Raw genomic sequence first — 26981 nt, 5'->3', positions numbered from 1 at the left:
TTCTCTTGCCAAAACACGAAAATCGTCATTTCGCCCCTCCCCCGCGTCGCCCCGGACTGGCAAAACCGTTCACCTACCAGGAGCTGGCTGCCAAGCTGGAAGCCGACATCCGCAGCGGTGTCTATGCGCCGGGGAGTTGCCTGCCGCCGCAGCGGCAACTGGCGGAGGAAATGGGCATCAATGTCTCGACCGTGTCGCGCAGCTATCGCGAATTGCAGCTAAGCGGACTGGTGATCGGCAGCAAGCGGCGCGGTTCGATGGTGACCGGCGGCGCGATGCCGCATGTGCCGGCCGTCGGCCCGTCCCATTCCAACGGCATCGACCTGACCGTGAACCGTCCGGCGACGCGCGATTATCTTGACCAGCTGGCGCTGACCATGGCCGTTCTGCCGAAAGATCCGCGTTTTGTCGAATTGCAGGAGTATCAGCCGCCGCAAGGTCCGTCCTGGGCCAGGGCCGCTGGCGCGAAATGGATGGCGGCGCCCGGCTTTGAACCGGACCCTGAGAATGTCGTTGTCACCAGCGGCGCGCAGCATGCGCTGTACGCGGTGATGAACAGCTTGATGGGAATCGACGGTGCAATACTGGCGGACCGCTTGACTTACTATGGCTTGAAGGCACTGGCGCCGGTATTCCATTTCGAGATCGTCGGAGTGACCAGCGACGCTCAGGGCATGTTGCCGGAAGTGCTTGAGCGCGAGTGTGCAGCACGCAAGGTGAAGGCGATTTTCATCGTACCGAACTTCCAGAATCCTACCGTCGTTGTCATGAGCCTGGAGCGCCGGGCCGCGCTGGCGGAAATTGCTCGGCGCCATGACGTTCAGATCATTGAAGATGATGTCTACGGCCCCTTGGTCGATCAGCGCCTGCCGCCGCTGGCGAGCTTGTGCCCTGAGCGCACATATCACATTTCCTCGACTTCAAAACTGCTGGCTCCTGGCTTGCGCCTCGGCTTTTTAGCGACACCGCCGCACCGTGCCGCGATTGCCGCCGAAGCGGTGCGCACCACCGCCTGGATGCCGGCGCCGATCTCCATGCTGATCGCCTCCTTGTGGATCGAGAATGGCATCACTGCCCAGCTGCTCGCAGCGCAACGCAAAGAACTGAAATATCGCCACGATCTGGCGCATGGCATTCTTAACGGTGCCCAGATCAGCAGTGATCCCGCATGCATGTTTATCTGGCTGGTCCTGCCGGCCCCCTGGCGCGCCGATGACTTCGCAGCCAACGCAAAGGCGCGCGGCGTTAGCGTGATGCCGGCTTCGGCATTTGCGGTCGATCGATCGGAAAGCGAACACGGTGTAAGAATCAATCTTTCCAGCGCCTCGTCGCGGGAAGACCTGATCGTGGCGTTGAAGATCCTTGCGGAAACGCTGAATGATCGCCCCCGGGCGCTTTACGGCAATGTTTAAGCGCGGCCATATTCAATCAGCGTCGTGCCGGCGGCGCCTTGTCGTCCTTGCTGTCGGCGTCAACGTCGATCAACGATGCCTGGTCGATGGATTTCATGCACGACGCGATCAAGCGATCACGTAGCACTATCCGGCGACTTGACACCTTGTGACTTTTTATCCAATATCACGTGCATCGGGAAATTATGGATTTCCATGATCATTCATCCCGATGCGCGTTTCCTGTTTCGTAATCCATATTGAAGCAGCTGAAACCGGCGCAAAATCCACACTTGCCAATTGAGGTTGCCCCAGTCGGCTCACATCCTGAGCCTGCACGCTGAACGCCATTCACACGTTTCTGACTCGTTCGGGACGATGAATTGAAACACCGCCGCCAAGGCGGCAAGTTGCGTTGCATTTGCGGATTGCTTGCCACTGCTGATCGTCAGCGAACCGCCCTTCTCCTTTTTGACAGTACATCTTGGCGCCAAGGCGCTGAAGGAATTTCCCATGATTTATGACGTCGTGATTGCCGGCGCAGGTCCGGTCGGCCTATTTCTCGCCTGTGAGCTCCGGCTTGCAGGCATCTCTGTGCTGGTGCTGGAGCAAACCGAGGACCCGCGTTCCCCGTTAAAGCGGCTGCCGTTCGGCATGCGCGGACTATCGGCGCCCACCATCGAAGCTTTCTACCGCCGCGGATTGCTGAACGACATAACGGCGCCGCTCCGCGTGAAAGATGACGCGGGAAGCAGCCGCACCTCAAGTGCCGGGCCGGAGATGCAACAGCCGCGCCGCCAGGCTGGCCATTTCGCCGGCATCCCGTTCGACTACGACAACGTCGATACCTCGAAATGGCCGTATCGCCTGCCAAGCCCCGCCACCACCAATATGGCGGCTGACATGGAGCACATCGAAACGGCCTTGGCCGCTCGCGCAAACACGACGGGGGTCGAAATCAGGCGCGGCCTCGGCGTCGAAGACATCGACCAGTCGGATGAAGAAGTGGCTATTCGAACCAATGGCGAAACTTTTCGCGGACGCTGGCTCGTCGGTTGTGACGGCGGCCGCAGCACGGTGCGCAAGGCTGGCGGCTTTGAATTCACCGGCACCGATCCCGAATTCACCGGCTATTCCGTCCAGGTCGAGATTGGCGATCCTGGCAAGCTTGGCTCAGGCCGCATCTACACGCCGACCGGCATGTATTTTCAATCGCGGCCCGGGACCATCGCAATGGTCGATTTCGACGGCGGCGCTTTCCACCGGACCCAGCCGATCACGCTTGAGCACGTGCAGGCGGTGTTGCGCCGTATCTCCGGTACCGAGGTCACCCTGACGGCCCTCCAGCTTGCCACCACCTGGACGGATCGCGCTTACCAGGCGAAGGCTTACCGTAAAGGACGGGTGCTGCTCGCCGGCGACGCCGCGCACATCCATTCCCCTTTAGGCGGCCAGGGGCTCAACCTCGGGCTTGGCGACGCCATGAACCTTGGATGGAAACTTGCTGCCACCATCCGCGGCCACGCGCCGGCCGGCCTGCTTGACAGCTATTCGAGCGAGCGGCAGCCGGTGGCAGCGCAGGTCCTTGACTGGTCTCGCGCCCAAGTCGCGCTCATGCGGCCGAGCATGCATTCGCGCGCGCTCGAAGCCATCATCCGCGATCTGATCGACACGCGCGACGGCGCAACATACTTCGCCGAGCGCGTATGGGGTGTTTCCCTCCGTTACGATCTAGGCGGCAGCCACCTTCTGGTGGGCCGCAGCGCTCCCGACTTCGAGTTAGCCGATGGGACAAAACTCGGTGCGCTCCTCAGGAAAGGAAACGGCCTGTTCCTGGATTTTGACGCTGGCAGGCCGTTTCAAGCGCTTGCAAGCGGCTGGGGCGATCGGATCGCGTATGTAGCCAGTGACACCAAGGATCGCCTGGGCTTGAGCGCTGTGCTGGTGCGCCCCGATGGCGTCGTCGCCTGGGCTGCCGAGGCCGCCGCCAGTCATGAGGAAGCTGCTCAGGCTGCGTCGCAATGGTTCGGCGAACCCGGAAAGATGGGCTGATTTGCCGGCGCTGGCTAGACGAAATATTGGAAGAAGTCTCGGAATTTTCGACTGCTCGGCGGAGAGCTGTCCGCTGTCATTTGCATCTAAACGTTATATTCTAACGGGAATAACGTAATATACGTTTCAGCCGCAATTTCCTCGATTGCAAAACCACCTGAAAAATCTGCTTTGGCGGGTATTCATACCCTAGCCGAGTCGAAATCCTCATCGTTTCCATGTTTATAAGACAGCTCAAATATTTGGTGACATTGGCAGACATAGGACACTTCTCACGCGCCGCAGAAGCCTGCCATGTATCGCAACCGGCTCTTTCCAATGCCATCCGCAACCTCGAAAAGGAACTTGACCTCAGCCTGGTGCGCCGCGGCAGGAATTATGAAGGGTTGACGGCGGAGGGCGAACGCGTTGTCGGCTGGGCGCAGCAGATGCTGTCGAGCTACGACGCCATGCGCCAGGAGACTGTCGACGCGCATAAAAACCTGTCCGGGACCTTGCGTATCGGCGCCATTCCAACCACCATGCCGATTGTTCCCCTGCTGACCCAGTCCTGCCAGGCCAGCTACGACCAGATCAAGGTCACCGTCCTGTCTCTGTCTTCCGATGAAATTGCGCGCCGCCTGGACACCTGCGACATCGATATAGGCCTGACCTTCATGGACGACAAGTCGATGGACGGATTCCTGGTTTATCCTTTGTTTGTTGAGCGTTACGTGTTGGCCGTGCGCGACGGCTCCGTGCTCCAAGGCCGGACATCATTGACCTGGGCCGAGGTCGCAGAGCTGCCCTTGTGCCTGCTGACCGCCAACATGCAAAGCCGCCGCATTGTCGACGCCGCGTTCCGGCGCGCAGGCGTCAGCCCGCGCATCCGCATGGAGAGCGATTCGATTTTCGCCCTGTATTCCCAGCTGCGCTGCAGCGATTTTTGCGCGGTTGTGCCGCACAGCGTGCTGAGCCTGATCGAATTGCGGCAGGAAATCGCCATGGTGCCGATCACCCCTGGGCTTTCGCGCGACATAGGACTTGTCGTGCGCCGCCAGGATCCTTACTCACCGGTCATCACGGCGGCGCTTGAAATGGCGCTCAAGACGCCGCTGCAGGCGCGCTTCGACAGTTTGATAAGCGGCGTGTATTGAACGATTGCTTTACGGTATTGGATCGTTGACGGCGAACCGCCCAGAATCCTCCATGTCCCCTTGCTTGAAAACCAGCAACGGCTACGACATAAACCTACCAGGAGGATTCAAATGGCAAAAATTGTCTGTGTTCTGTATGACGACCCGGTCACCGGCTATCCGAAAACCTACGCCCGCGACGACCTGCCGCAGCCAGAGCGCTATCCGGATGGGCAAAGCCTGCCTACGCCGAAAGGCATCGATTTCAAGCCCGGCGCGTTGCTGGGGAGCGTCTCGGGCGAATTGGGCCTGCGCAAATACCTGGAAGCCCAGGGCCATCAACTGGTGGTCACTTCCAGCAAAGACGGCGACAACAGCGTTCTCGACCGCGAACTGCCGGATGCCGAGATCGTCATTTCCCAGCCGTTCTGGCCGGCATACATGACCGCCGAGCGCATCGCCAAAGCCAAGAAACTGAAAATGATCGTCACGGCCGGCATCGGCTCCGACCACACCGACCTGCAAGCTGCGATGGAACGCAACATCACTGTCGCCGAAGTGACCTACTGCAATAGCCACAGCGTGGCCGAGCACGTCGTCATGATGATACTGGCCCAGGTGCGCAATTACATTCCGTCCTACAACTGGGTGGTCAAGGGCGGCTGGAATATCGCGGATTGCGTGGCGCGCTCCTATGACATCGAAGCCATGAATGTCGGTACGGTCGCCGCTGGCCGCATCGGCTTGCGGGTCTTGCGCCTGCTTAAGCCGTTCGACGTCAAATTGCATTACCTGGACCGCCACCGCCTGCCTGAGTCCGTGGAAAAAGAGTTGAACCTGACTTACCACTCCAGCCTGGAAAGCCTCAGCAAGGTGTGCGACGTCATCACCCTCAACTGCCCTCTGCATCCGGAAACGGAGCACATGATCAATGAGAAGTCGCTGAAAAATTTCAAGCGCGGCGCCTACCTGATCAACACCGCACGCGGCAAGCTGTGCGACCGCGACGCCATCGTCAGCGCGCTGGAGAGCGGACAGCTGGCTGGTTACGCCGGCGACGTCTGGTTCCCGCAGCCGCCGCCGAACGACCATCCATGGCGCACCATGCCGCACCATGGCATGACGCCGCACATTTCCGGCACCAGCCTCTCGGCGCAGACGCGCTATGCGGCAGGCACCCGGGAAATCCTGGAATGCTATTTCGAAAACCGGCCGATCCGCGACGAGTACCTGATCGTCCAAGGCGGCAAGCTTGCGGGGGTAGGCGCGCATTCCTACAGCAAAGGCAACGCCACCTCCGGTTCGGAAGAGGCCAGCCGTTTCAAGAAGGCTTAAACCGGTCACAGGCCTGTGAATGCGGGCCTGCGGCATTCCACGCGTGGAAACAACCTATCGCGCTAGGCTCACGCATGACTAGCAGCAGTCATAGCCCCCTGCCCCATTTGGAATGACCAAATTGTCATTCATTTGTAATGCATTTGCCCTCCCTCCTGCCCTACTCTGTTTTCCTGGAATCCCTCGGTGCAATTATCGGATCCGCCCTCAACGTCGCGCGCCATTCGGCGCAGAATATTGTTGTAATGACTTGGCGGAACCGGCGACTAACCTGTTGTAGTCCAGAAAACACTGAAAGACTGCATTGCCGCAGCTGACACGATGCTGATGGCGTTGATAACGGAGAAAAAATGATCTTGTTTTTGCTGGTGTTCCTTGGCGGCGTGCTGACCATTCTCAGCCCTTGCATCCTGCCGGTTTTGCCTTTCGTGTTCGCCCGTGCGGAACAGCCGTTCCTGCGGTCCGGCCTGCCGATGCTGGTCGGCATGGCCGCAACCTTCGCCGGCATCGCGTCGCTGGCGGCGGTAGGCGGCGCCTGGGCTGTGCATATCAATCAATATGGCCGCGTGCTGGCGCTCATCATGCTTGCGGCATTCGCGCTGACGCTGTTGTCCAAGCGCCTGGCCGATATCGTTGCGAAACCATTCGTCTCGCTGGGAAATCGCCTGGTGCAAGGCGCATCGGATAACCAGGGCGGTTCCGGCGCGGTGCGGGCGTTCCTGCTGGGTATCGCCACCGGCCTGTTGTGGGCGCCCTGCGCCGGCCCTATCCTGGGGCTGGTGCTCACCGGCGCGGCCATTTCCGGTCCGAATACGCACACTTCGCTATTGTTGTTTGCCTATGCGGCTGGTGCGGCAACATCGCTTGGCGCCGCATTGCTGATCGGCGGCCGTCTCTTCACGCTGATGAAACAATCCCTGGGCGCGGGCGAATGGATCCGGCGCGGCCTGGGCGTGGCGATCCTGCTGGCTGTCGTCGCCATTGCCGCCGGCTGGGACACCGATGTCCTGACGCGCTTGTCGCTCAACAGCACCAACCGCCTGGAACAATCCCTGATTCAACGGATCAAGCCCACAGCTGCCGACGAGGCTCCCATCGCCATGAGCGGCGGCAACGCCATGATGAGCAGCGCAGGGGAACATCGAGATCCGGGCGTTGAGGGCCAGCTCCCTTCGTTGGCCGGCGCCACGGCATGGATCAACTCGGCGCCGCTGACGCCAGAGGCATTGCGCGGGAAAGTCGTCGTGGTCGATTTCTGGACTTACTCTTGCATCAATTGCCTGCGCTCCCTTCCTTACGTCAAAGCCTGGAGCGAGAAATACAAAGACTACGGCCTGGTCGTGCTAGGCGTCCACGCTCCTGAATTCGCCTTTGAAAAAGACGTGAAGAACGTGCAGCGCGCGGTCAATGAAATGAAAATCGGCTATCCCGTCGCGCTGGACAACAACTTCAGCATCTGGCAGTCCTTCAATAACCAGTATTGGCCGGCGCATTACTTTATCGACGCGCAAGGCCGGATCCGAGGCCATCATTTCGGCGAAGGCAACTATGACGAATCGGAAATGCTGATCCGCCAGCTTCTGATTGACGCCGGTGCAAAGAACCTTCCCGCGCCGGGTGCATCGATCGATGCCGGCGGCGTGCAAGCCGCAGCCGACAGCGAGCACATGCAGTCGCCCGAAACCTACCTGGGTTATGAGCGTGCCGACAACTTCGCGGCAGTGCCGGAGCTTCAGCCGGACCATGTGGCTGAATACCGCTTGTCCAAGCCCTTGGCGCGCAATCAGTGGGGGCTGGACGGCAAGTGGCAAGTCGATAGGGAGAAAGCCATGCTGGCCGGCGGGACCGGCAAGATCTCTTTCCGCTTTTATGCGCGCGACCTGCATCTGGTGATTGGTCCCGGCGCCGACGGAAAGCCGGTGCGGTTTCGCGTCACGCTTGACGGCCAGCCGCCTATGCAGTCGCACGGCGCTGACATCGATGACAAAGGCGACGGCACAGTCAGCGAACAACGGCTCTATCAGCTGATCAGGCAAACAGGCAATGTCGGCGAACACACCTTTTCCATCGAATTTCTCGATGGCGGCGCCCAAGCGTTCGCATTCACTTTTGGATAGGAGGCGATATGAATATCCCGGATAAAAAGGCAAAGGCCGGCGCAGCCGCGCCGAATGCCCAGCGCCGTTTGTTCATGAAAATGAGCTTGGGCGCCGTCGCGGCCAGCAGCTTGCTGGGCCGAGCCGCAGCGGCGCCGCTGGCCGCTGCAAACCCGAGCACCGAAGTGACCATCGATCTGTTTTCTCCCGCGGGAAAACGCGACAAGACGGTCCGCCTCCCCAAACTGGTAAAGACGGACGCGGACTGGCGCAAGCAGCTCCCCGAGATTTCCTATCTGGTTACGCGTCAGGCAGGAACGGAACGGCCGTTTACCGGCAAAGACTGGAATAACCACAACGATGGCTTGTATCGTTGCATCTGTTGCGATACCGCGGTATTCGACTCCAGAACCAAGTTCGAATCGGGCACCGGCTGGCCGAGTTTCTGGCAGCCGATTTCAGCAGCTAACGTTGTCAGTGAAACCGACCGTAGTTTTGGCATGCAGCGCACGGCGGTATCTTGCCGTCTGTGCGATGCCCATCTGGGGCACGTATTTGACGATGGCCCCAAGCCGACCGGCCTGCGCTATTGCATGAACTCGGCAGCCATGCGATTTGTCGCCCGCGCATAAAATTGCAAGTTCAGCAGGCGGCGGCCAGGTACCAACTGATCCGGGGTTGCCGCCTGTGATACCGGCATCCGGTTCAGTCCGCCCGCGGCTGTTGCAGCGCGCTGTCATTCGTCGCCAGGTACAAGCGTTTGTAACGTTCATAGCGCGGCTTGAGGCGCGCCGCCAGCGTGGCGGACGGCACAATCAGCTCATCCCCCGGCAAGCTGCTGCACACCACCTCCGCCGCTTCGCCGGTAGCCGCCATGCGCGCCAGCCGGGCCGCACCGAAGGCGCCGCCAAGGTCGCCATCCACCGGCCGCTGCAGCGCAAAGCCGCAGGACGAGGCTACCAGCGAGCCCCAGAAGCGGCTGCGGGCGCCGCCGCCGACGAATACGGCCTGGCTGATGCGAGTGCCCGCCGTGCCTAGCGCTGCGTAGCCGTCGGCCAGCGAGAATGCCACGCCTTCCATCACGCTATAGGCAATCGCAGCGGCATCGGTATTCGAGCTCAGGCCGAAGAACATGCCGCTGGCCTGGGCATTGTTGTGCGGCGTACGTTCGCCGTTCAGGTAGGGCAGGAAAATCGGCGCCGTTTCGATAACGGTGTCTTCCGCCAGCCGCGCAAACGCCGCTTCGCTGCTGTGCCCGGTCAGCCGCGTAGCCCATGACAGGCTGGTGGTGGCGGCCAGCGTCACGCTCATCTGGCACCAGCGCTGCGGCAAGGCGTGGCAGAAAGCGTGCATCGCCTGCGCCGGATTCGGCGAAAAATGATCGTTCGAGACGAATATCACGCCCGAGCTGCCGAGCGACACCACGGCGCTGCCGGGGGCCACGGCCCCCACCCCGACTGCCGCGGCAGCATTGTCGCCGGCGCCGCCGGCTACCAGCACGTTGCCGCTGAAGCCCCACTGGCGAGCCAGGTCGTCCTTCAGCTGGCCGGCCACGTCGCGCCCCTCGATCAAGGCCGGCATCTGCTCGCGGCCCAGGCCGGTCGCCTCCAGCATGCGCTCAGACCAGTCGCGCCGGGCGACATCCAGCCACAAGGTGCCTGCGGCATCCGACATGTCCGACACCAGTTCACCCGTAAGGCGGTAGACCAGGTAATCCTTTGGCAGCAGCACCTTGGAGATGCTGCGGAACACGGCCGGCTCATGTTTTTGCAGCCACAGCAGCTTGGGTGCGGTGAAACCCGGCATCGCCAGGTTGCCGGTGATCTGGCGCGATTCCGGCACCAGTGCTTCCAGTTCGATGCATTCGGCGAAAGAGCGGCTATCGTTCCACAGGATCGCCGGCCGCAGCACACGATGGCGCGCATCGAGCAGGACCGCGCCGTGCATCTGGCCCGAGACGCCGATCGCGCGCACCGCGGCAAATGCCGCCGGCGCCGCTGCCCGCAATTGCTCCAGGGCGTCGCAGGTCGCTTGCCACCAGTTTTCGGGACTTTGTTCCGACCACAGCGGATAAGGCCGGCTGATGGCCTGCTTGACGGCGCTGCTGGCGATCGCTTTGTTGCCGCCATCCACCAGCATGGCTTTGATCTCGGAAGTGCCGAGGTCGATTCCCAGGTACATGAATGAATCCTTCTTTTTTATTGGGTTGCAGACTGACTGGTTCCGCAGCTGCCTTGCGTCAGGTGGCAGGCCCTGAACTTGGACGGCGACATCTGTTTTTTCTGCAAGAACTGGTGATTGAAATGGGAAACGTTATTGAAGCCCACCCGGTAACAGATATCGGTCACCGACAGCTCGCTGTTCATCAACAGTTCGCAGGCGCGGTTGAGCCGCAGGTGGTTGACGTACTGGACGAAGGTCAGTCCGGTATTTTTGCGGAAGAAGCGCGAGAAGGCGGCGCCGGCCATGCGCGCCAGCTCGGCAACGTCGGCTTCCCTCAGGTCAGCGGTGTAGTTTTCCAGGATATACGCCAGCACCTGGTTGATGACGGCGTTGCGGCGCTGGTCGATGCTGGGGTCATAACTGGGGCTGGCCAGCCGCACGCGCGGCGCATGCGACAGGAAATCCAGCAAATCGAGGAACAAGACCACGCGCCGGGTATCGCTGGCGTTGAGCATGGCGCTCAAGGTTTCGTGTGCGCGCACCTCCGCTTCCTTGCCGAACTGGACGCCAAGGCGCGCCTCGTCGAGCAGGTTCTGCACCTGGCCGAATTCGGGAAACAGCGCCATGCAATCCTGCATGAATTCGGCGCCGAACTGCAGCACCAGGTCGCGCTCCGCCACGCTGGCGCCGGGCGCCAGTTCGCTCACCCAGTTGTGCGGAATGTTGGGGCCGGTGAACACCAGGTTGCCCGGCCCGCAATCGCCGATGTAGTCGCCGACAAACATCTTGCCGCGGGTCTCGCGCAGATAGTGCAGCTCGTACTCGGGATGATAGTGCCAGCGCGCCACCTGGTGCGGATAACCATGGGACCAGACGCGGAACGACTGGTACTGCACTTTCTGGATAAGCTCAAGGTCTGGCTGCATGGTGTCGTCTCCTGTTGTTGCCTGTAGCCAATAAATATCAATGGCGCAATACCAGGCTGCGACCTGTCTCTGCATCGAACACATGCAGGTCGTTCATCGAGACATTAAAGCATACTTGCTCCCCCATCCGCGGGCAACGGTTGGCCGGCACCAGCGCAGTGATTTCGCGCCCGGCATGCAGCAGGCTGACCAGCGATTCAGCCCCGAGCAGTTCCACCAGGTCGACCTGCCCCAGTATTTCAACCTGCTGGTCGCCGGCGCTGGTGGTGAACATGTGGTTGGGCCGTACTCCGAGCACCACGGATTGGCCGTCGCCGATGGCAAACAAGGATTGCGGCAGGCGCCACCGGGCTTGGCCGCTGTCCAGCACGGTCATCCCATCCTCATGGCTGGCGACGCAATCGATGAAATTCATGGCCGGCGTGCCGATGAATCCGGCGGCGAACCTGGATACCGGGTGGTTGTAAATTTCCGCCGGCGTGCCGACCTGCTCGATCCGTCCCGCTTTCAGAAGCACGATGCGGTCAGCCAGCGTCATCGCTTCCAGCTGGTCGTGGGTAACGTAGACCGAGGTAGTCGCCAATTGCCGGTGCAGGCGCTTGATGTCGCCGCGCAGCTGAGCGCGCAGCTTGGCGTCCAGGTTGGAGAGCGGCTCGTCGAACAGGAATACCGCCGGCGTCTTGATCATGGCGCGGCCGATCGCCACCCGCTGCTGCTGGCCGCCAGACATCTGCTTCGGCTTGCGCTCCAGCAGCGGCTCCAGGCTGAGCATCTGCGCTACCAGCCTGACCCGCTCGCTGATCTCGCTCTCCGGCGTCTTGAGGCGGCGCAGGCCGAAGGCCATGTTGTCGTACACCGTCATGTGCGGATACAGGGCGTAATTCTGGAACACCATCGCGATATCGCGTTCGCGCGGCGGCAAGTCATTCACCTGCCTGGCGCCGATATGCAAGGCGCCGTCGCTGATTTCTTCCAGCCCCGCCATCATGCGCAGGATGGTCGATTTGCCGCAGCCGGAGGGGCCGAGCAGCACGATGAATTCAGCGTCCGCAATCTCCATGCTGAAATCGTGGACTACCGGATTGCCTTCATAATGCTTTACCAATTTGTCGCAAACAATGCTGGCCATGGTGCTACTCCAATTCGATCTGGATCTTGACGTCGTGCGGATTGCCGCTGGCGGCCGCGTCGAAGGCGGCGACGCCGTCGGCGAATTTGAACGAGCGCGAAATGAATGGCTTGACATTGATCTTGCCGGAAGCGATCAGGGCCAGTGCGCGCGGGAAGATATTGGCATAGCGGAACACCGATTCGATGCGGATTTCCTTGGCCAGGAGCGCCACGATGTCGATCGCCACCTTGTCAGCCGGCAGACCCACCAGCACCAGGCAGCCGCCCGGGCACAACAGGTCGAAGATGCCGTCGTAAGCCTTGTCGCTGCCGCTGGCTTCGAACACGATATCGGCGCCCCACTCGCCGCTCAGGCCAATCACGGTTTCCAGCAGCGATTGCTGGCGCAAATTGACCGTGGTGATGCCGGGATAGGCGTGGATCAGGTCCAGTTTTTCCTGCACCAGGTCGCAGATCACCACCCGGCTGCAGCCCCCGGCCAGCGCCGCCAGCGCCGTCATCATGCCGATGGTGCCTGCGCCCATCACCACCGCCAGGTCGCCCGGCTTGATCCTGGCCTTGGTGGCGGCCTGCAGGCCGATCGCCAGCGGTTCGACGATGGCGCCTTCGGCGAAGCTGACATTGTCCGGTAGCTTGAAAGTAAACGCGGCCGGATGCGAGACAAACGGCGTCAGGCAACCGTGGATCGGCGGCGTCGCCCAGAAGCGCACGGCCGGATCGAGGTTATAGAGGCCGAGCCGGACCGCCTTCGATTCGAAATCCGGCACGCCGGGCTCCATGCAGACGCGGTCGCCTACCTGCAGGTGCCTGACGTCGGCGCCGATTTCGGTCACCACGCCGGCGGCTTCATGTCCCAGCACCATCGGTTCATGCACCACGAAGGAACCGATATTGCCGTGCTGATAATAATGGACGTCGCTGCCGCAGACGCCGACCGTATGAATCTTGATCTTGACGTCGCGCGGACCGATGGCCAGAGGCAAGTCAATCTCGCGCAACCGGATGTCATGCTGTTTTTCGAGAACCAGGGCTTTCATCATCTACTCCATTATCTTGTTAGCGCAGCGAGACGGCGCTGCTCCGTTTTTTTTTCTGGTCTTACGCAAAGCTCAGCGATGCTTGAGCATGGAATTGAGCAGCTGGCTCAGCAAACCGAGGAATACCAGCGGCGGCAATGCCAGCAATACAGTGGAAGCGTTGACCACGCCCCACGGCACTTCCTGCCCCATCGAGGTGAAAGTGGCGGCGATCACCGGCAGCGTCGCGGCCTGCTGCGAGGTCAGGGTCAGCGCCATCATCAGTTCGTTCCAGACCAGCACGAAGCTGAATACAACGCCGCCCAGCAAGGTCTTGGACGCGATCGGCAAGGCAATCCGCCAGAACACCGCATACGGTCCGTAGCCGTCGATGGTCGCGGCTTCCTCGACTTCGCGCGGGACCCGCTGGAAGGCCGGGATCGAGAGCCAGATGATGGTCGACAAGGTGGTCAGGAGATAGGTCACGATCAGTGAAAAACGGGTGTCGTAGACGCCCAGGTCGATCCAGACCGCCATCAGCGGAATCGCCACCGCCACCGGCGGCAGGAAGCGCAGCGACAGCACGAAGAACTGGACATCGTCGCGCCGGCGGAATGGATAACGGGCAATGGCGTAAGCGGCAGGCACCCCCAGCAACGCCCCCAGCCCTACCGCGGCGCCCACCACCAGGATGCTGTTGTACAAGCCGGACAGCACTTCCGGCGTGTGCAGCACCTGCCGATAGTTGTCCAGCGTCGGCCGGAACAGGAAGCGCGGCGTCGGCGAGACGATATCCATCAATTCCTTGAGCGAATTGAGCAACGCCCACAGCACCGGGAACAGCGCCACCGTCACCAGCAGCGCCAGGCCCAGCCAGCCGAATGCCTTGGATAACCCGCGCGTCAGGCTGCCGCCCGCGGTAGCTTTGCCAGGTGCTGCCAGCCGCATCTCGGCTCCCGCCGGCATGTCTGCAATTATTCTTGCCATTTTTTAGCTCGCTTCCAAATGATTGTGAACAGCGCGGTGGTCAGCACCATCATCAGGACCGCCATCGCCGAGGCGTAGGAAATATCGCCGGACAGGCCGATTCCTTGAGAGTAGGCGTACATGTCCAGCGTCTCGGTGGCGATGCCTGGACCACCCTTGGTCATGACATAGATCAGGTCGAATGAACGCAGCGACTCGATCATCTTGATCAGCGCCAGGCTGACCAGCGGCGCCCGCAGCATCGGCAGCGCCACCAGGGCATACACTTCCCAGCTGCGGGCATAATCGATGCGGGCCGCCTCCAGCGGTTCCGGCGGCAAGGTTTCCAGCAGCTTGAGCACAATCACGGCAAAAAACAGGCCCCATTGCCAGACATCGACAAACGCCACCGCCAGCAGCGCCAGGCCGGGATCGGACAGGAACGCGATGTTGCCAAGGCCGACAAAACCCAGCAGCCAGCTGACGATGCCCAGCAAGGGCGAGAACATGAATTTCCACAGGAAGGCTGCCGACACCCGCGGCAGCAGCACCGGGATGATCAGCAGCACCGACAGCAGGTTGCGCGTGCGGAGCGAGGTTTTCTCGAACAGCCAGACCGCCAGCAGCACGCCCACCACCAGGGTGCCGAGCACGGTGACCGCTTCCCATTGCACCGAGACCTTGATGGCGTTGAGGAAACGGCGGTCCGCCGCCAGCCGTGAAAAATTCTCGAACCAGACGAAATGGCTGTCGGCGTATTGCAGCATGCGGTCGCGCAGCGCCAGGTAGATCGCGCCGACGGTGGGCACCAGCGCCAGCACGGCCAGGATCAGCAGCGGCGGCAGCAGGAACACATAGGGCAAGGAAGAGCTATGGCGTTTATTCATTGTCGTTTCTCGAAAGGCTGCGCCAGGCGGCGCCGGACCTGAGCCGCCTGGCAATCCGGCGTGACGTTCAGTTGCGGCGGCCGGCGCGGGCGATGACGGCGTCGGTATACTTGGCGGCGTCGTCCAGCGCGGCCTTGGCGTCGGTGCGGGTGCCTGTGAACAGTTCTTCCAGCACAACGCCAAGGTTATCGCCGACCTGCGGCCACAGCGGCGACGACCAGATATTCAGCCTGGTGGTGTCAGTGATCGCGTTCAGGCCGGCAACGATCCCCGGCTGCACATGCTGCTGGAAATAAGGGCTGCCAATCGTGCTGCTGCGGTTATAGTCGCTGAACACGCCGTCCTTGAGGCGCGCCTGCTCCTGTTCCTTGCTGCTGGCCCAGGCGATGAATTTGCCGGCTGCCTGGCGCGTGCATTCATCCTTGCTGCCGTAGGCGGCAATCGCAAAGCCGTGGCCGAAACCTGCCGAAGACAGCGGCGCCGGCGGCCGCGCATAACCGACCTTGCCCACTACCGACGATTTGCTAGGGTCTTCCATCCAGTCGGCGAACGGCGTCGATTCGATCATGAAGGCGACCTTGCCGGCGCGGAAGCTTTCGACCGCATTGCTCCAGTCGTAGGTGGCGGTGCCTGGCGGCGTGTACTTCAGCAGGTCCATGTAGGTTTGCGTGGCTTTCACCCCGGCCGCCGAATTGAAGCCGGCCTTGCCGTCCTTGCCGACCCATTCGCCGCCCACGGCGGTGAAGAACGGCGACCAGCGCCACACGTTCATGCCCGAACCGCGCTGGCCGCGCGCCACCCAGCCATAGACCGCCGGCGGGTTATTCAGCTTCTTGATGGCGGCCTGCAGTTCTTCCAGCGTCTTCGGCACCGCGATGTGCGCCTTGTCCAGCAAGTCCTTGCGGTAATAGAGGAAGTCGCCGCCGCCGTATAACGGCGCAAAGTAAGCGACATCCTTGTAGCTGGCGACGGCACGGCGGCCGGGCAGGAAATCGTTGTAGTCGTATTCCTTCGGATAGTATTTCAGCAAGGGCAGGATCCAGCCGGCGGCGGCGAACTCTGCCACGTTGGCTTCGTCCACGTAGTAGACCTGGTAGGCGCCGGCCTTGGTGGAGGCGTCCAGGCGCGATTTGCCGCGGCGATCGTTCTCGCCGAAATACACCAGGTCGACCTGGGTGCCGCTGGCCTTGCGGTAGTCGGCCAGCGACTTCTCAAGCGTGGTGAGGCCCAGGGTCTTCTGGGCCAGTACTTTCAATTGCGGCACGCTGCAGGAATCGGCCGCGGAAGCGGCCGGCATCAGGAACACCAGGCCGGCAAGCGCGCCGGCATAGGCGAGTTTATTCATCACTATTGTCTCCTCTGTTTTTTTATGCACCGCGTCTGTGTGACGCAGGGAGACTATAGGGTTGCCCGGCCGGCGGGCGCTACCACAAAAACCGGGGCCGGCTTGTAGTATTTTCACACCCGGGCAGGCCCGCGGATTTTCTACAAACCCGCCCTTTTGGCAGCTTTCTGGAGGGGCAAGGGGCTCTCAGTCAGCGCACTTTGATCACGACTTTCCCTTTCGCGCGCCCGGTTTCGACATAGTCCAGCGCCTGCCTGGTTTGCTCGAACGGGAACACCCGGTCGACCACCGGCCGGATGTGGCCGGCTTCGATCAGCCTGGTGATTTCGCCAAGCTGCTGGCCGCTGGCGCTCATGAAGTGGAAGGAGTAGCTGGCGCCGCTGCGCCTGGCGGCTTTTCGGACACCGTAACTGAGCAGCCCCATCACCAGCCGCAGAAAACCGTTCAAGCCGCGCTGCCTGGCGAAATCGGGATCCGGCGGGCCGGCGATGCCGATCAGCTTGCCGCCTGGCTTGAGCACGCTCAGGGATTTTTTCAGTGTGTCGCCGCCCTGCGTGTCGAGCACCAGGTCGTAATCTTTCAGTTTGGCTGAAAAATCGTCCTTCCTGTAATCGATGACGATGTCGGCGCCCAGGCTCTTCAGCATGTCGGCGTTGGCCGCACTGGCGGTGGTGGCGACCGTAGCGCCGATGTGCCTGGCCAGCTGGATCGCAATCGTGCCGACGCCGCCTGAACCGGCGTGGATCAGCACTTTCTGGCCTTTCTTCAGCTGGCCTTTTTCGACCAGCGTCTGCCATGCGGTCAACGCCACCAGCGGCATCGACGCGGCCTCCTCCATCGTCAAATTGGCCGGCTTGAGAGCCAGCGAATCTTCCGTGATCGCAATGAATTCGGCAAACGTGCCGATGCGGTCGTCGTCCGGCCGCGCATAGACTTCGTCGCCCACCTTGAAACGGCGTACGCCTGCACCGATGCGCACTACCACGCCGGCCAGGTCGCAACCCAGGATCAGCGGCATCTTATATGGCAACAGCAGCTTGAATTCGCCGTCCCGGATTTTATTGTCCACCGGATTGACGCCGGCAGCATGGATCTGCACCAGGACGTCGTCGTCGCGCAGTACCGGCTCGGGCCGGTCGCCCGAGGTGAGCACGTCCGATTTGCCGTAGCGGTTGATGAAGTAGGCTTTCATGTATTGCTCCCGTTTTATCGTAGATTATTGTGGCAAGGCCGTGGCGGGTTTGCGCACCGCTGGCTGGGAGTCGAGCCGCAGATCCTTGCGTACGCCGGCTTCGACCAGCGCGGCGGGCGCGAACCGGCGCAGGAAGCGCAGGCGGCCTGCCAGCGCACCCGAGGTATAGCGCACTTTCGGCGTCGCCGCCAGCGCCACTTGCACCACCGTCCGGGCCACCACGGCCGGACCATCCGCGCCTTCCAGCGCTTGCTTCACGCGCTGGTCCAGTCCGGCGCGCAGGTCGCGATACTCCTCGAGCGCCTGGTCGGGCTGCAGCTGGTTGGCGTCGAACGCCGACTTGATGTAGGCCGGTTCGACCAGCGAAACACGGATGCCCTGGGTGCGCAGCTCCTGGTCCAGCGATTCCGAGTAGCCTTCCACCGCATGCTTGGTGGCCGAGTACAGCGCCATGTACGGCATCGGCACAAAACCCAGTACCGAGCTGATATTGATGATGCGCCCGCTTCCGCGCCGCCGCATGTGCGGCACGACGGCGCGGATCATCCTGACGATCCCGAAGAAGTTGGTGTCGAAAATCGCCTGCGCCTGCCGGATCGAACTCTCTTCGGCCGCGGCGGGCGCGACGCCAAAGCCGGCATTGTTGACCAGCAGGTCGATGCGCCCTTCAAGCCGCAGCACTTCGTTGACGGCGGCCGCCACCGATTCGTCGCTGGTCACATCCAGCGCCAGCATCTGGAATGCGCGCTTGCCGCTTTGCCCTTGCGCGCCACGGCGGCTGGTGCCGTACACCTTGTAACCCGCCCTGGCGAGCTGCTCGGCGGTGATTTCGCCGATACCCGATGACGCTCCGGTCACGATTGCGATCTTGCTGTTCATTGCGCTTCCTCTCAGTGTAAACATTTAATATGACGATCATCATATTTTGTGTCAAAAAAAATCCCGGAACGTGGGCTGCCAAGCCGGCCTTATTTGCCAGCCTCAGAAAAATGCTTGAGCGCCGCTTCGCGCAACGCAGCGGACAGCCTGGGATCGTCGACCGCCCGCGCCATCACCATCGTGCCGACCATCGAAGTGACCATGAACATCGCCTGCTCATGCGCGCCCGGCGTTCCCCAGTCGGGCAGCTGGCGGGCCACCATATCGATCATCGCCTTGATGTGGCGCGTGGCCGCGTGCCGCACCTCCGGCGCCTGGCGGTGCATCTCGGAGCCAAGCGCTGCCACCGGGCAGCCATTCTCGACGTCTTCCAGGTGCTGCTGCGATAAATAGGCTTGCATCACCGCCTGTAAGGATTGCCCTGGCGCCGCCGCAGCCGCGATGTCGGCCGACAAGCTCACCGCTTCCGCGCCGGCGCTGTCAGCCGCTTCTGCCAGCAGCATCTCGCGCGAGTCGAAGTGCGCGTAAAAGCCGCCGTGCGTGAGGCCGGCTTCCTTCATGATATCCGCCACCCCGGTGCCGGCATAACCGCTGCGCCGGATCGCGCGCGCGGCTACCTCGACGATACGGTCGTGCGTCGCTTCCTTGCGGCTCTGGGTGGCGCGCCTGGCGCCTGGATGGTTTGGTTTAATCTGCATGACGACCATCATATATCATTTTTTAAAAACTCGCACGCTTAGGAATTTCCTTACTATTCAATTCGCCAATCCTGCAAAAAAATCAAGATTTCCTGATGCCACATTTCTTTTCTCTTCCCTATCCTTGCCGCTGGCCGACTTTATCAATCAGAACAAATATGTCTTGCCTCGTCCGCGAGTGCATATTTTTATCGATAGGAAATATGAAATGAAAAAGCTGTTATTCGTGATTTCTTTACTCCTCAGCGCTGCTGTTGTCGCAAAGGAGCCTCCCAAGAGATATGACCATGTAGCGGTTGCGCCAACCACTGCCGAGGAGAAAGAAATTGCCGGCCTGTTTGATCGCTGGAATGCCGCCCTGGCGACTGGAAAACCCGAGGAAGTCGTGAAACTGTATGCGCCCAACGGCATATTGCAGCCGACCGTATCAAACAAGATCCGTGCGACACCGGAAGAAATCAAAGAGTACTTTGAACATTTCCTGCTGCTCAAGCCAAAGGGCACCATCAACTATCGCCAGATCCGCATATTGGGTGAGAATCTTGCGCTCGATAGCGGCGCCTACACTTTCGATGTGCTGAAGAACGGCAAGCCGGCCAAGGTGCGGGCACGGTATACCTATGTCTATGAAAAAATCGATGGCGACTGGAAAATCATCAATCATCATTCGTCGGCAATGCCAGAGTTTACCGAGGAAGATTAACTGCTATATGGATTAAATCCCGGCAATCCTGATGAAGGATCAATAGGTTAGGCGACTATTCTCCAGCGTGGCTTTACGCTGGAGAATTACCTTGCCGAACCCTTGGACCGGATCTTGGTCAGGATCTTCAGGAGAAATATCCATTTTCGACAATGCATCCAGGCTGGGCACAAAATAGATCGCCGAGGAAAGTGCGGTAGCGAAATCCAGCAGCCTGTCGGTTTTCGAGACGCCGTCGGAACCTACGCCGTACATCTGTTCAAGCATTCCCATCGTGACCGTGATGTCGCTGCAAAAACCGACAAACATGATGCCCGCCTCTTTCGCGTTTCCATAATTGGCGTTCCTGCGGACGATATCTTTTTCTTCGCCGTTTCACCTGAACTGATTCCTGCCGACGTGGGAATCTTCGGGCAAAGGCGATAGCTGGTGGCTTCCGGCCTTGGTCCTGCCCCAGACGTTTTCAGCCTCGTGCACAGGCAAGCCCCTCAATTTCTCAATATCCATCTTCCATTTCTGGATCAGCACGGTTGATCCGCCCGCGCCTTTTTCACCGTCGGCAATGATGGCCACGCTGTTGGCGCGGAACGGATTGGGATTTGCAACGCCGTCCGCAAAACCGTCGAATGTCACGTTGTTGTGATAAGGGAAGCAAATCTGTTCACTGGCAAGATCGGCAAAAGGACCCAGCAACGATACCGCTTTGCTCATGCTGTCATACAGGGTTGCGGCGCTTGATTGCGTGATCCAGATCCAGAGGTCATGTTGGGCAGCAGGAGCGATCATGCCGTTGGCGCCTACAACATCCTTGTCGAAAGAACAAAGATTGTCGGGAATATCTGCGGGACAAACCTTTCGCCATACACCACCGAGATGGGCGAAGCCATCGCCCGCCGCATCAGCGAAGCCGCCTGAACCAGTTCACTGAATCCTTTGCCGGAGCTATCCAGTCTGTGCCAGAATCCAGTTCAATAATTCAATAATCCAACATTCAAACGGGAGGTCACAATAATGTTTCATTTTGCACGATCCGCATTCATGTCAAGCCTGGGTTTAGGCATAGCTCTTGGTTTAGCCGCTCCCCCTTCTTTTGCCGAACCCGACAAGCAGGTCTATGAAAAAGCCGAGCAATACAAGGGTGAAGCCTTGAAACTGCTGGAACGCCTGGTGAATATCGATACCGGCACCGGTGACGAACCGGGATTGAGCCAGGTCAGCGGGATAGTGATCGAAGAATTAAAAAAAATCGGGGCGCGCGTTGAAACCTATCCGGCGGCAGCGCCTGCAAATGGCAATAACGTGGTGGCGACATTTACTGGAACCGGCAAAGGAAAAATCTTGCTGATGGCGCACATGGATACGGTTTTCAAGCACGGCACAGCCACGGCAAAGCCGTTTTACATCAAAGACAGCCGCGCTTATGGCCCTGGCGTCATGGATGACAAAGGCGGCATCGTCGCCGGCCTGTATGCGTTAAAAATCCTGCAGCAGTTAGGTTTTAAAGATTATGCGCAGATCACTTTATTGCTCAACTCGAACGAAGAGACCGGCTCGGCCGGTTCACGCGCGCTGATCGAAAAAGTCGCCAAACAGCACGATATGGTGCTTAACCTCGAACCGGGCCGGCCGGCCGACGGCCTGGTGGTGTGGCGCAAAGGCAGCGGCACGGTGAAGGTTGAGGTAACCGGCAAGGCAGCGCACGCCGGCGTTGCGCCCGACAGCGGCCGCAATGCGGCGATGGAAGTGGCGCACCAGATATTGCAGCTCGGCCAGCTTGGCGATCGCGAAAAGCAAACTACGGTCAACTTTACCGTGATAAACGCAGGCGGCGCGACTAACGTCATTCCAGATCACGCTACCGCCTTCGGCGACGTGCGGGTCGCGGTTCCCGAAGAGTTCGACCGCGTCGAAAAAGACCTGGCCAAGGTATCCGAGAAAAAACTGATCCCCGATACCCAGGTGACGACACGCCTGACGCGCGGTTTCCCGCCGATGCCGGCAAACCCGCAATCGGAGGCGCTGGCCGCCAAGGCGCAAGCCATCTATGGCGAGCTGGGCAAAAAACTGACGCTTGAGGGCAGCGGCGGCGCAGCCGATTCGAGCCTCTCGGCAGGTGTCGGGATCCCGACGCTGGATGGCTTCGGCATTGTTGGCGGCGGCATCCATACGCCGGAAGAGTACGCCGAAGTCGACAGCGTGGTGCCGCGCTTTTATCTGCTGACCCGCATGATCATGGAACTGGGCAGCCGGAAATAAGATCCCGCACGGCCAATAGCACGGCCCCCGAGAAAGCGTAAGGATCGTTCTTAATCAGGGGCCGGCTGTTGTTCAGCGATGTGTTTCCAGCCCTTGGCGCCGGCATTGCCTGAGCCAGGCTTGAAGGTGGCCAGCGCGTGGTTCAGGCGCGGTAGCGCAAGGCATCGACCAGCAGCATAAACGCAGGCGATGCCTGACGCCTGCTCGGGTAGTACAGATGGTAACCGGCAAAGGGAGCGCACCAGTCTTCCAGCACGCGCACCAAGTGTCCGGCGTCCACATGTTCAAGCACCATGTCTTCGGGCAAAAACGCCAAGCCGAAACCAGCCAGGGCCGCCCTCAAGCATGGGCTGCTGCTATTGAACGTCAATTGGCCCTCGACCCGCACCTTCAGCGGGTGGCCATTTTTTTCAAACTCCCAGGCATACAGCCCGCCATAGGTCGGCAGGCGGAGATTGGTGCAGTCATGCGCGGTCAGCTCGTGAGGGGTACGCGGCGGCGGACGTTGCTGGAAGTAGACTGGCGATCCGACCACGGCCATGCGCAGGTCCGGCCCGATCCGCACCGCGATCATGTCCTTGGCCACCTGGTCGCCAAGGCGTATGCCGATGTCGAAGCGCCCTGCCACGATGTCGGTCAGCCCGTAGTCGATGGTCACCTCGACCTTGATGTCAGGGTAGCCGGGAAGGAATGTGTTCAGTTTAGGCCACAGCACGCTGTTGGCTGCGTGTTCAGCGGTGGTGATGCGCAGCTTGCCCGCAGGTTTGTCGCGCTGTTCGCTCAGCGCCGCCATCTCGGCTTCGATTTCATCGAGGCGCGGCGCCACCGTCGTCAATAGTCGTTCGCCAGCTTCAGTGGCGGAGACGCTGCGCGTGGTGCGCGTCAGCAGGCGGATCCCCAACCGGTTTTCCAGCGCGCGGATGGTGTGGCTGAGCGCAGACTGCGACACGCCGAGCTGCGCGGCGGCGCGCGTAAAGCTGCCCTCGCGCGCGACGGTGACAAAGGCCAGCAGATCATTGAAATTTTCACGCGCCATTCATGAGCCTTTCTCATAAGTCCATGCCGATAATAGCATCTAATCACGGCAGTCCTTGCGCGATAAACTGCCTGGCATCCCCTCACGGAATGCAAAGGAAATGCCATGGAACTCAAACGCGTGGGCACGATCGCTTCAATAAACGGCCCCGAGGCTACTTTTACCGGCCAGGTCCGAATAGAAATGCTGAGCACGCCGCCGGCGCCGGCGCGCACTTCCTGCGCCAGCGTCACCTTCGAGCCAGGCGCTCGCTCGGCCTGGCACACCCACCCGCTGGGCCAGACGCTGATCGTCACCGCCGGTTGTGGCTGGACCCAGTGCGAGGGCGAGCCAGTCGTGGAAATTCGCGCCGGCGACGTGATCTGGTGCCCGCCGGGGCACAAGCATTGGCACGGAGCGACGCCGACCGCCGCCATGACCCATATTGCGGTGCAGGAGGTGCTCGACGGCGTCGCGGTGGTCTGGATGGAAAAGGTCAGCAACGAACAATACCTGGCTGGCAGGCATGCCCGGCAATCCAACTGAACTGCCATTCACCGGACACGAAAGGAAATCTGAATGAAAGACGTCATTGTAGTCATCGGATCAGGATCGATCGGCCAGGCGATCGCCCGCCGGATAAGTGCAGGAAAACACGTTTTCCTGGCCGACCTGCGCGAAGATAATGCCAACGCCGCCGCGAAAACTCTCAGTGAAGCTGGATTCGAGGTGAGCACTGCAGTGGTGGACGTCACTTCGCGCGAGTCCGTCCATGTTCTCGCCAAGATGGCCGAGGCCCTTGGCGCAGTCACCGGATTGATCCATGCGGCAGGAGTTTCCCCGACGCAGGCGTCGCCCGCCCAGATCCTGCGGGTCGACCTGTATGGCACCGCGCTCGTGCTGGAGGAGTTTGGCAACGTCATCGCTCGCGGCGGCGCCGGCGTGGTGATCGCGTCGCAGTCCGGGCATCGCCTCCCAGCGCTGACGCCGGAGCAAAACAAGGCTCTGGCGATCACGCCGGCTGACGAACTGCTCGCACTTCCCATGCTCCAGCCGGACCGGGTGACGGACCCGCTCAACGCCTACCAGATTTCCAAACGAGGAAACGCATTGCGCGTCATGGCCGAGGCGGTGCGTTGGGGTAAGCGCGGGGCGCGAGTCAACACAATCAGCCCTGGCATCATCGTTACACCGCTCGCCAAGGATGAGCTTTCCGGCCCGCGCGGCGCAGGATACCGGCGAATGATGGAACTGTCCTCAGCCGGCCGCGCCGGCACTCCCGACGAGGTAGGAAACGTCGGCGCTCTGCTCATGGGGCCGGACGGGGCGTTTATCACCGGCAGCGATTTCCTCATGGATGGCGGAGTCACAGCCGCTTACTGGTACGGTGAGCTTGCGCCGGCTTGATCAAGTCCCAGGCTGGAGCATCCGGTTTTGTGGAATTTATATTACCGTTTCAAGATGCTCGCGAAGCCTTGCAATATCGCCCTCAACGTCGGCCTGCTTCATGACGTCGTGGCAGGAAAATGCCGGAAGGATTTCTGCGCCACAAAATCTGTAGTTGGCGGTATTGCTGACGAATACGTCGTCGACCGATTTGCCTTGGAACAAGACCTGTCCGGCGTCGCCGAATGCCTCTTCAGGAGCGTTCCATGTCAAGGAAAGCATGTACTTCTTGCCCTGCATCTTCCCGCCAGTCCCGTACTGCTTGCCCGGGTCTTGCCGGGTGCGTCCGTCATCGGCCAGCAAACTCTGTTGCACCAGGCCTGCCGTGAACACTTCGTCGACGTATTTCTTGTATATCCATGGCATGCCGAACCAGTAAACCGGGGATTGCAGAATGATGAAGTCTGCCCTGACGTGTTTTTGAACTTCGGCATCGATATCGTAGCCTGCCTCAATGCTTGTCTGCATGACTTCGTAATCCCGGTTCTCCATTTCCTGCGTGATGATTCCAGCCATGGTCTGGTTCAGCTTGCCGGTGGAGATGCCTTGGTAGAACTGGTGGGCGTTGATTATCAGTGCTTTTTTCATCGTTGATCCTATGTGCTTGCCTGTGTGAGTGCAGCGTTGAACCGCTGTTTGTCCGTGGCTGTCATTGTGAGCTAGGCGGGCGCAGGAAGGTTTGCCGGATTTGATCTTGTTATTGCCTGATCCGATGAATTCGCAGCGAATCTGGAAAACAAGCAGGTCGCTGGTGCTAGACTAGGTTTCGATGATAATTTCTGCGGCAGCCATATGAAATCAGGAAACGAAACCCCTTCGGTAAATACGGGCGATCTTGCGCGGCTGGCAGGAAATATTGCCCAAACCGATGGGGATTACACGACAAAAATCCCTGCATTGATGGTTTATCGCCGCAGCGCAGCCACCGATCCGATGCCATGCATCTATGGCCTGGGGCTGGGCATAACGGTACAGGGCCGCAAGCGTGTCACGCTTGGCGACGAGATCTTTGACTACGGCCCGGGACAAGCGCTCGTTACATCGGTCGACCTGCCGGTGGCGTCCTACGTTACCCGTGCCGACTCTGTCGAACCCTACCTGGGCGTGCGTCTTGAATTGGATGGGCGCGTCATTGGCCAGGTGGCTGCCGAGATGGATTTTGCGGCGCCGCTCAAGGCGCCGGCCTCGCGTGCAATGTCCGTCGTGGCATTGGATGACGGCCTGCTCGATGCGCTGACCCGGCTGCTGCGCCTTTTGGATGAACCGCACCTGATTCCACTCATTGTTCCGCTGATCCAGCAGGAAATTGTCGTGCGGCTGCTGAATGGAGAGCATGGGCCGACGCTGCGCCATCTCGTCACGGCCGGCGCCCCGGGCCAGCATATCGCCAAGGTGATCGCCTGGCTGAAGCAGAACTTTGCGGCGGATATCCCCATCGATGACCTGGCTGCCAGAGCCAGCATGAGTCCATCCACCTTCCGGCAGCATTTTCGTGCGGTAGCCGGCATGAGCCCGTTGCAGTATCTGAAGCATCTGCGCTTGCAGGACGCCCGGCAACTGATGCTGAATGAAGACCTGGATGCGGGCAGCGCCGCACTGCGCGTGGGGTATGAAAGCGCTTCCCAGTTCAGCCGCGAATACACCCGCTTGTTTGGCGCGCCTCCGCTGCGGGACATCAAACGATTGCGCGAATCTGCCTGAGCCGAGGAAAAAACCGGCAATGGCGATAAAACGTAGGAATAGGCAAGAAAGGCGTTGAAACCGGCAAGCTGATCCGATCGGCGAAGACCCATAATTTACGCATTGGCCAGCGTCTAGGCCCAACGCTGCCGACGCTTCCGGCGCAGTGTCCGCCATGCCCCACCCCACCCACACTATGGAGAACCGCCACCCATGAGCTCGCTCAACGTCAACGGCCGCCAGTACACAATCGACGCCGACCCCGACACACCCATCCTCTGGGCCTTGCGCGATACGCTAGGCATGACCGGCACCAAGTTCGGTTGCGGCGCCGCGCTGTGCGGCGCCTGCACCGTGCACCTGGACGGCCAGGCTACCCGCTCGTGCATTACCCCTGTCTCCGCTGCGGAAGGCAGAAAGATCACCACCATCGAAGCCGTCACCGATGGCAGCGACCCGGTCGGCGCGGCGGTACACGCCGCATGGGTCAAGCACGACGTGGCGCAGTGCGGCTACTGCCAGAGCGGCCAGATCATGAGCGCCACCGGTTTCCTCAAATCGCTGCCCCGCGGCAAGCAGCCGACCGCCGCCGAGATCGACTCGGCGATGGCCGGCAACATCTGCCGCTGCGGCACCTACGTCCGCATCCGCGCCGCAGTGGCCGATGCCGCCAAAACCCTCGCCTGAAG

The 26981-nt window shown here is 60.7% G+C and carries 25 protein-coding genes and 1 pseudogene; 13 read left to right on the top strand and 13 right to left on the bottom strand.

The window, feature by feature from the left end:
• The first annotated feature begins 5 nt into the window (after positions 1 to 5).
• The 6 genes from BM062_RS18175 to msrB all read left to right on the top strand — a co-directional run bounded on the left by BM062_RS18175 (position 6) and on the right by msrB (position 8621).
• A complete protein-coding gene (locus BM062_RS18175) occupies positions 6 to 1412 on the top strand; it encodes an aminotransferase-like domain-containing protein (protein WP_092399411.1) in 1407 nt (468 codons plus the stop codon).
• A 492-nt stretch (positions 1413 to 1904) separates the two neighbouring features.
• Positions 1905 to 3443, top strand: a complete 1539-nt coding sequence (locus BM062_RS18170) for an FAD-dependent monooxygenase (protein ID WP_217647612.1) — start codon at positions 1905 to 1907, stop codon at positions 3441 to 3443.
• 218 nt (positions 3444 to 3661) lie between these two features.
• Positions 3662 to 4579 (top strand): LysR family transcriptional regulator, encoded by a 918-nt coding sequence (locus BM062_RS18165; RefSeq protein WP_092399409.1) that lies wholly within the window; start codon positions 3662 to 3664, stop codon positions 4577 to 4579.
• A gap of 111 nt (positions 4580 to 4690) precedes the next feature.
• Positions 4691 to 5893 carry an NAD-dependent formate dehydrogenase gene (locus BM062_RS18160; protein ID WP_092399408.1) on the top strand — a complete coding sequence of 401 codons (1203 nt, stop codon included), beginning with the start codon at positions 4691 to 4693 and terminating at the stop codon, positions 5891 to 5893.
• 350 nt (positions 5894 to 6243) lie between these two features.
• On the top strand, positions 6244 to 8010 hold the full coding sequence (locus BM062_RS18155) for a cytochrome c biogenesis protein DipZ (RefSeq protein ID WP_092399406.1): 1767 nt from the start codon (positions 6244 to 6246) through the stop codon (positions 8008 to 8010).
• A gap of 80 nt (positions 8011 to 8090) precedes the next feature.
• Positions 8091 to 8621, top strand: coding sequence for a peptide-methionine (R)-S-oxide reductase MsrB (gene msrB, locus BM062_RS18150; protein ID WP_217647611.1), 531 nt, complete (start codon positions 8091 to 8093; stop codon positions 8619 to 8621).
• 73 nt (positions 8622 to 8694) lie between these two features.
• On the opposite strand, the gene xylB is transcribed toward msrB, so the two are convergent.
• The 10 genes from xylB to BM062_RS18100 form a co-directional block, all read right to left on the bottom strand.
• The gene (gene xylB, locus BM062_RS18145; RefSeq protein WP_092399404.1) at positions 8695 to 10170 is read right to left on the bottom strand and encodes a xylulokinase; all 1476 of its coding nucleotides are present in this window, start codon (positions 10168 to 10170) and stop codon (positions 8695 to 8697) included.
• 17 nt (positions 10171 to 10187) lie between these two features.
• Positions 10188 to 11078 (bottom strand): AraC family transcriptional regulator, encoded by an 891-nt coding sequence (locus tag BM062_RS18140; protein ID WP_092399402.1) that lies wholly within the window; start codon positions 11076 to 11078, stop codon positions 10188 to 10190.
• A 37-nt stretch (positions 11079 to 11115) separates the two neighbouring features.
• A complete protein-coding gene (locus BM062_RS18135) occupies positions 11116 to 12207 on the bottom strand; it encodes an ABC transporter ATP-binding protein (protein ID WP_092399400.1) in 1092 nt (363 codons plus the stop codon).
• A 4-nt stretch (positions 12208 to 12211) separates the two neighbouring features.
• Positions 12212 to 13246, bottom strand: coding sequence for an NAD(P)-dependent alcohol dehydrogenase (locus BM062_RS18130; RefSeq protein WP_092399398.1), 1035 nt, complete (start codon positions 13244 to 13246; stop codon positions 12212 to 12214).
• 72 nt (positions 13247 to 13318) lie between these two features.
• Positions 13319 to 14212, bottom strand: coding sequence for a carbohydrate ABC transporter permease (locus BM062_RS18125; protein ID WP_371326605.1), 894 nt, complete (start codon positions 14210 to 14212; stop codon positions 13319 to 13321).
• Positions 14200 to 15078, bottom strand: coding sequence for a carbohydrate ABC transporter permease (locus BM062_RS18120; RefSeq protein WP_092399396.1), 879 nt, complete (start codon positions 15076 to 15078; stop codon positions 14200 to 14202). The genes BM062_RS18125 and BM062_RS18120 overlap by 13 nt, the downstream gene beginning before the upstream one ends.
• A 67-nt stretch (positions 15079 to 15145) precedes the next feature.
• Complete coding sequence (locus BM062_RS18115; RefSeq protein ID WP_092399394.1) at positions 15146 to 16423, bottom strand: ABC transporter substrate-binding protein; 1278 nt, start codon at positions 16421 to 16423, stop codon at positions 15146 to 15148.
• A gap of 190 nt (positions 16424 to 16613) precedes the next feature.
• Positions 16614 to 17615 carry an NADP-dependent oxidoreductase gene (locus tag BM062_RS18110; RefSeq protein ID WP_092399392.1) on the bottom strand — a complete coding sequence of 334 codons (1002 nt, stop codon included), beginning with the start codon at positions 17613 to 17615 and terminating at the stop codon, positions 16614 to 16616.
• A gap of 24 nt (positions 17616 to 17639) precedes the next feature.
• Positions 17640 to 18494 carry an oxidoreductase gene (locus BM062_RS18105; RefSeq protein ID WP_092399390.1) on the bottom strand — a complete coding sequence of 285 codons (855 nt, stop codon included), beginning with the start codon at positions 18492 to 18494 and terminating at the stop codon, positions 17640 to 17642.
• 89 nt (positions 18495 to 18583) lie between these two features.
• Positions 18584 to 19204, bottom strand: a complete 621-nt coding sequence (locus tag BM062_RS18100; RefSeq protein ID WP_092399388.1) for a TetR/AcrR family transcriptional regulator — start codon at positions 19202 to 19204, stop codon at positions 18584 to 18586.
• On the opposite strand from BM062_RS18100, the gene BM062_RS18095 reads away from it, so the two are divergent.
• Positions 19191 to 19895: an SgcJ/EcaC family oxidoreductase gene (locus BM062_RS18095; protein ID WP_254785143.1), complete on the top strand. Its 705-nt coding sequence runs from the start codon at positions 19191 to 19193 to the stop codon at positions 19893 to 19895. The genes BM062_RS18100 and BM062_RS18095 overlap by 14 nt on opposite strands.
• A 39-nt stretch (positions 19896 to 19934) precedes the next feature.
• Here BM062_RS18095 and BM062_RS25970 read toward each other — a convergent pair.
• A pseudogene (locus BM062_RS25970) lies at positions 19935 to 20606 on the bottom strand (Dyp-type peroxidase).
• A 27-nt stretch (positions 20607 to 20633) separates the two neighbouring features.
• On the opposite strand from BM062_RS25970, the gene BM062_RS26255 reads away from it, so the two are divergent.
• A complete protein-coding gene (locus BM062_RS26255; RefSeq protein WP_371326610.1) occupies positions 20634 to 20810 on the top strand; it encodes a hypothetical protein in 177 nt (58 codons plus the stop codon).
• A 123-nt stretch (positions 20811 to 20933) separates the two neighbouring features.
• On the top strand, positions 20934 to 22151 hold the full coding sequence (locus BM062_RS18080; RefSeq protein WP_092399380.1) for a M20/M25/M40 family metallo-hydrolase: 1218 nt from the start codon (positions 20934 to 20936) through the stop codon (positions 22149 to 22151).
• Positions 22152 to 22293: 142 nt separating this feature from the next.
• On the opposite strand, the gene BM062_RS18075 is transcribed toward BM062_RS18080, so the two are convergent.
• Positions 22294 to 23187, bottom strand: coding sequence for a LysR family transcriptional regulator (locus tag BM062_RS18075; RefSeq protein ID WP_092399378.1), 894 nt, complete (start codon positions 23185 to 23187; stop codon positions 22294 to 22296).
• A gap of 105 nt (positions 23188 to 23292) precedes the next feature.
• Between BM062_RS18075 and BM062_RS18070 the strand changes: the two genes are divergently transcribed.
• Both BM062_RS18070 and BM062_RS18065 read left to right on the top strand, forming a co-directional pair.
• Positions 23293 to 23712 carry a (R)-mandelonitrile lyase gene (locus BM062_RS18070; RefSeq protein WP_092399377.1) on the top strand — a complete coding sequence of 140 codons (420 nt, stop codon included), beginning with the start codon at positions 23293 to 23295 and terminating at the stop codon, positions 23710 to 23712.
• A 33-nt stretch (positions 23713 to 23745) separates the two neighbouring features.
• Positions 23746 to 24573, top strand: a complete 828-nt coding sequence (locus BM062_RS18065; RefSeq protein WP_092399375.1) for an SDR family oxidoreductase — start codon at positions 23746 to 23748, stop codon at positions 24571 to 24573.
• Between the two features lie 36 nt (positions 24574 to 24609).
• Here BM062_RS18065 and BM062_RS18060 read toward each other — a convergent pair whose 3' ends face one another.
• A complete protein-coding gene (locus BM062_RS18060; protein WP_092399373.1) occupies positions 24610 to 25200 on the bottom strand; it encodes an NAD(P)H-dependent oxidoreductase in 591 nt (196 codons plus the stop codon).
• 204 nt (positions 25201 to 25404) lie between these two features.
• On the opposite strand from BM062_RS18060, the gene BM062_RS18055 reads away from it, so the two are divergent.
• Both BM062_RS18055 and BM062_RS18050 read left to right on the top strand, forming a co-directional pair.
• A complete protein-coding gene (locus tag BM062_RS18055) occupies positions 25405 to 26313 on the top strand; it encodes an AraC family transcriptional regulator (RefSeq protein WP_092399372.1) in 909 nt (302 codons plus the stop codon).
• Positions 26314 to 26505: 192 nt separating this feature from the next.
• The gene (locus BM062_RS18050; RefSeq protein ID WP_092399371.1) at positions 26506 to 26979 is read left to right on the top strand and encodes a (2Fe-2S)-binding protein; all 474 of its coding nucleotides are present in this window, start codon (positions 26506 to 26508) and stop codon (positions 26977 to 26979) included.
• The last annotated feature ends 2 nt before the right edge of the window (positions 26980 to 26981 follow it).

This window comes from Collimonas sp. OK412, from assembly GCF_900112135.1.
GTDB classification, from domain to species: Bacteria; Pseudomonadota; Gammaproteobacteria; order Burkholderiales; family Burkholderiaceae_D; genus Collimonas; species Collimonas rhizosphaerae.
Note: the sequence above shows the minus strand (reverse complement) of the source record. Positions and strands in the feature narration are given on the sequence as shown.

Coding starts and splice junctions, on each gene's coding strand:
- BM062_RS18170 (WP_217647612.1), top strand. CDS start 1,905: ATGATTTATGACGTCGTGATTGCCGGCGCAGGTCCGGTCGGCCTATTT.
- BM062_RS18165 (WP_092399409.1), top strand. CDS start 3,662: ATGTTTATAAGACAGCTCAAATATTTGGTGACATTGGCAGACATAGGA.
- BM062_RS18160 (WP_092399408.1), top strand. CDS start 4,691: ATGGCAAAAATTGTCTGTGTTCTGTATGACGACCCGGTCACCGGCTAT.
- BM062_RS18155 (WP_092399406.1), top strand. CDS start 6,244: ATGATCTTGTTTTTGCTGGTGTTCCTTGGCGGCGTGCTGACCATTCTC.
- msrB (WP_217647611.1), top strand. CDS start 8,091: ATGAGCTTGGGCGCCGTCGCGGCCAGCAGCTTGCTGGGCCGAGCCGCA.
- xylB (WP_092399404.1), bottom strand. CDS start 10,170: ATGTACCTGGGAATCGACCTCGGCACTTCCGAGATCAAAGCCATGCTG.
- BM062_RS18140 (WP_092399402.1), bottom strand. CDS start 11,078: ATGCAGCCAGACCTTGAGCTTATCCAGAAAGTGCAGTACCAGTCGTTC.
- BM062_RS18135 (WP_092399400.1), bottom strand. CDS start 12,207: ATGGCCAGCATTGTTTGCGACAAATTGGTAAAGCATTATGAAGGCAAT.
- BM062_RS18130 (WP_092399398.1), bottom strand. CDS start 13,246: ATGAAAGCCCTGGTTCTCGAAAAACAGCATGACATCCGGTTGCGCGAG.
- BM062_RS18125 (WP_371326605.1), bottom strand. CDS start 14,212: ATGGCAAGAATAATTGCAGACATGCCGGCGGGAGCCGAGATGCGGCTG.
- BM062_RS18120 (WP_092399396.1), bottom strand. CDS start 15,078: ATGAATAAACGCCATAGCTCTTCCTTGCCCTATGTGTTCCTGCTGCCG.
- BM062_RS18115 (WP_092399394.1), bottom strand. CDS start 16,423: ATGAATAAACTCGCCTATGCCGGCGCGCTTGCCGGCCTGGTGTTCCTG.
- BM062_RS18110 (WP_092399392.1), bottom strand. CDS start 17,615: ATGAAAGCCTACTTCATCAACCGCTACGGCAAATCGGACGTGCTCACC.
- BM062_RS18105 (WP_092399390.1), bottom strand. CDS start 18,494: ATGAACAGCAAGATCGCAATCGTGACCGGAGCGTCATCGGGTATCGGC.
- BM062_RS18095 (WP_254785143.1), top strand. CDS start 19,191: ATGACGACCATCATATATCATTTTTTAAAAACTCGCACGCTTAGGAAT.
- BM062_RS18100 (WP_092399388.1), bottom strand. CDS start 19,204: ATGATGGTCGTCATGCAGATTAAACCAAACCATCCAGGCGCCAGGCGC.
- BM062_RS18080 (WP_092399380.1), top strand. CDS start 20,934: ATGTCAAGCCTGGGTTTAGGCATAGCTCTTGGTTTAGCCGCTCCCCCT.
- BM062_RS18075 (WP_092399378.1), bottom strand. CDS start 23,187: ATGGCGCGTGAAAATTTCAATGATCTGCTGGCCTTTGTCACCGTCGCG.
- BM062_RS18070 (WP_092399377.1), top strand. CDS start 23,293: ATGGAACTCAAACGCGTGGGCACGATCGCTTCAATAAACGGCCCCGAG.
- BM062_RS18065 (WP_092399375.1), top strand. CDS start 23,746: ATGAAAGACGTCATTGTAGTCATCGGATCAGGATCGATCGGCCAGGCG.
- BM062_RS18060 (WP_092399373.1), bottom strand. CDS start 25,200: ATGAAAAAAGCACTGATAATCAACGCCCACCAGTTCTACCAAGGCATC.
- BM062_RS18055 (WP_092399372.1), top strand. CDS start 25,405: ATGAAATCAGGAAACGAAACCCCTTCGGTAAATACGGGCGATCTTGCG.
- BM062_RS18050 (WP_092399371.1), top strand. CDS start 26,506: ATGAGCTCGCTCAACGTCAACGGCCGCCAGTACACAATCGACGCCGAC.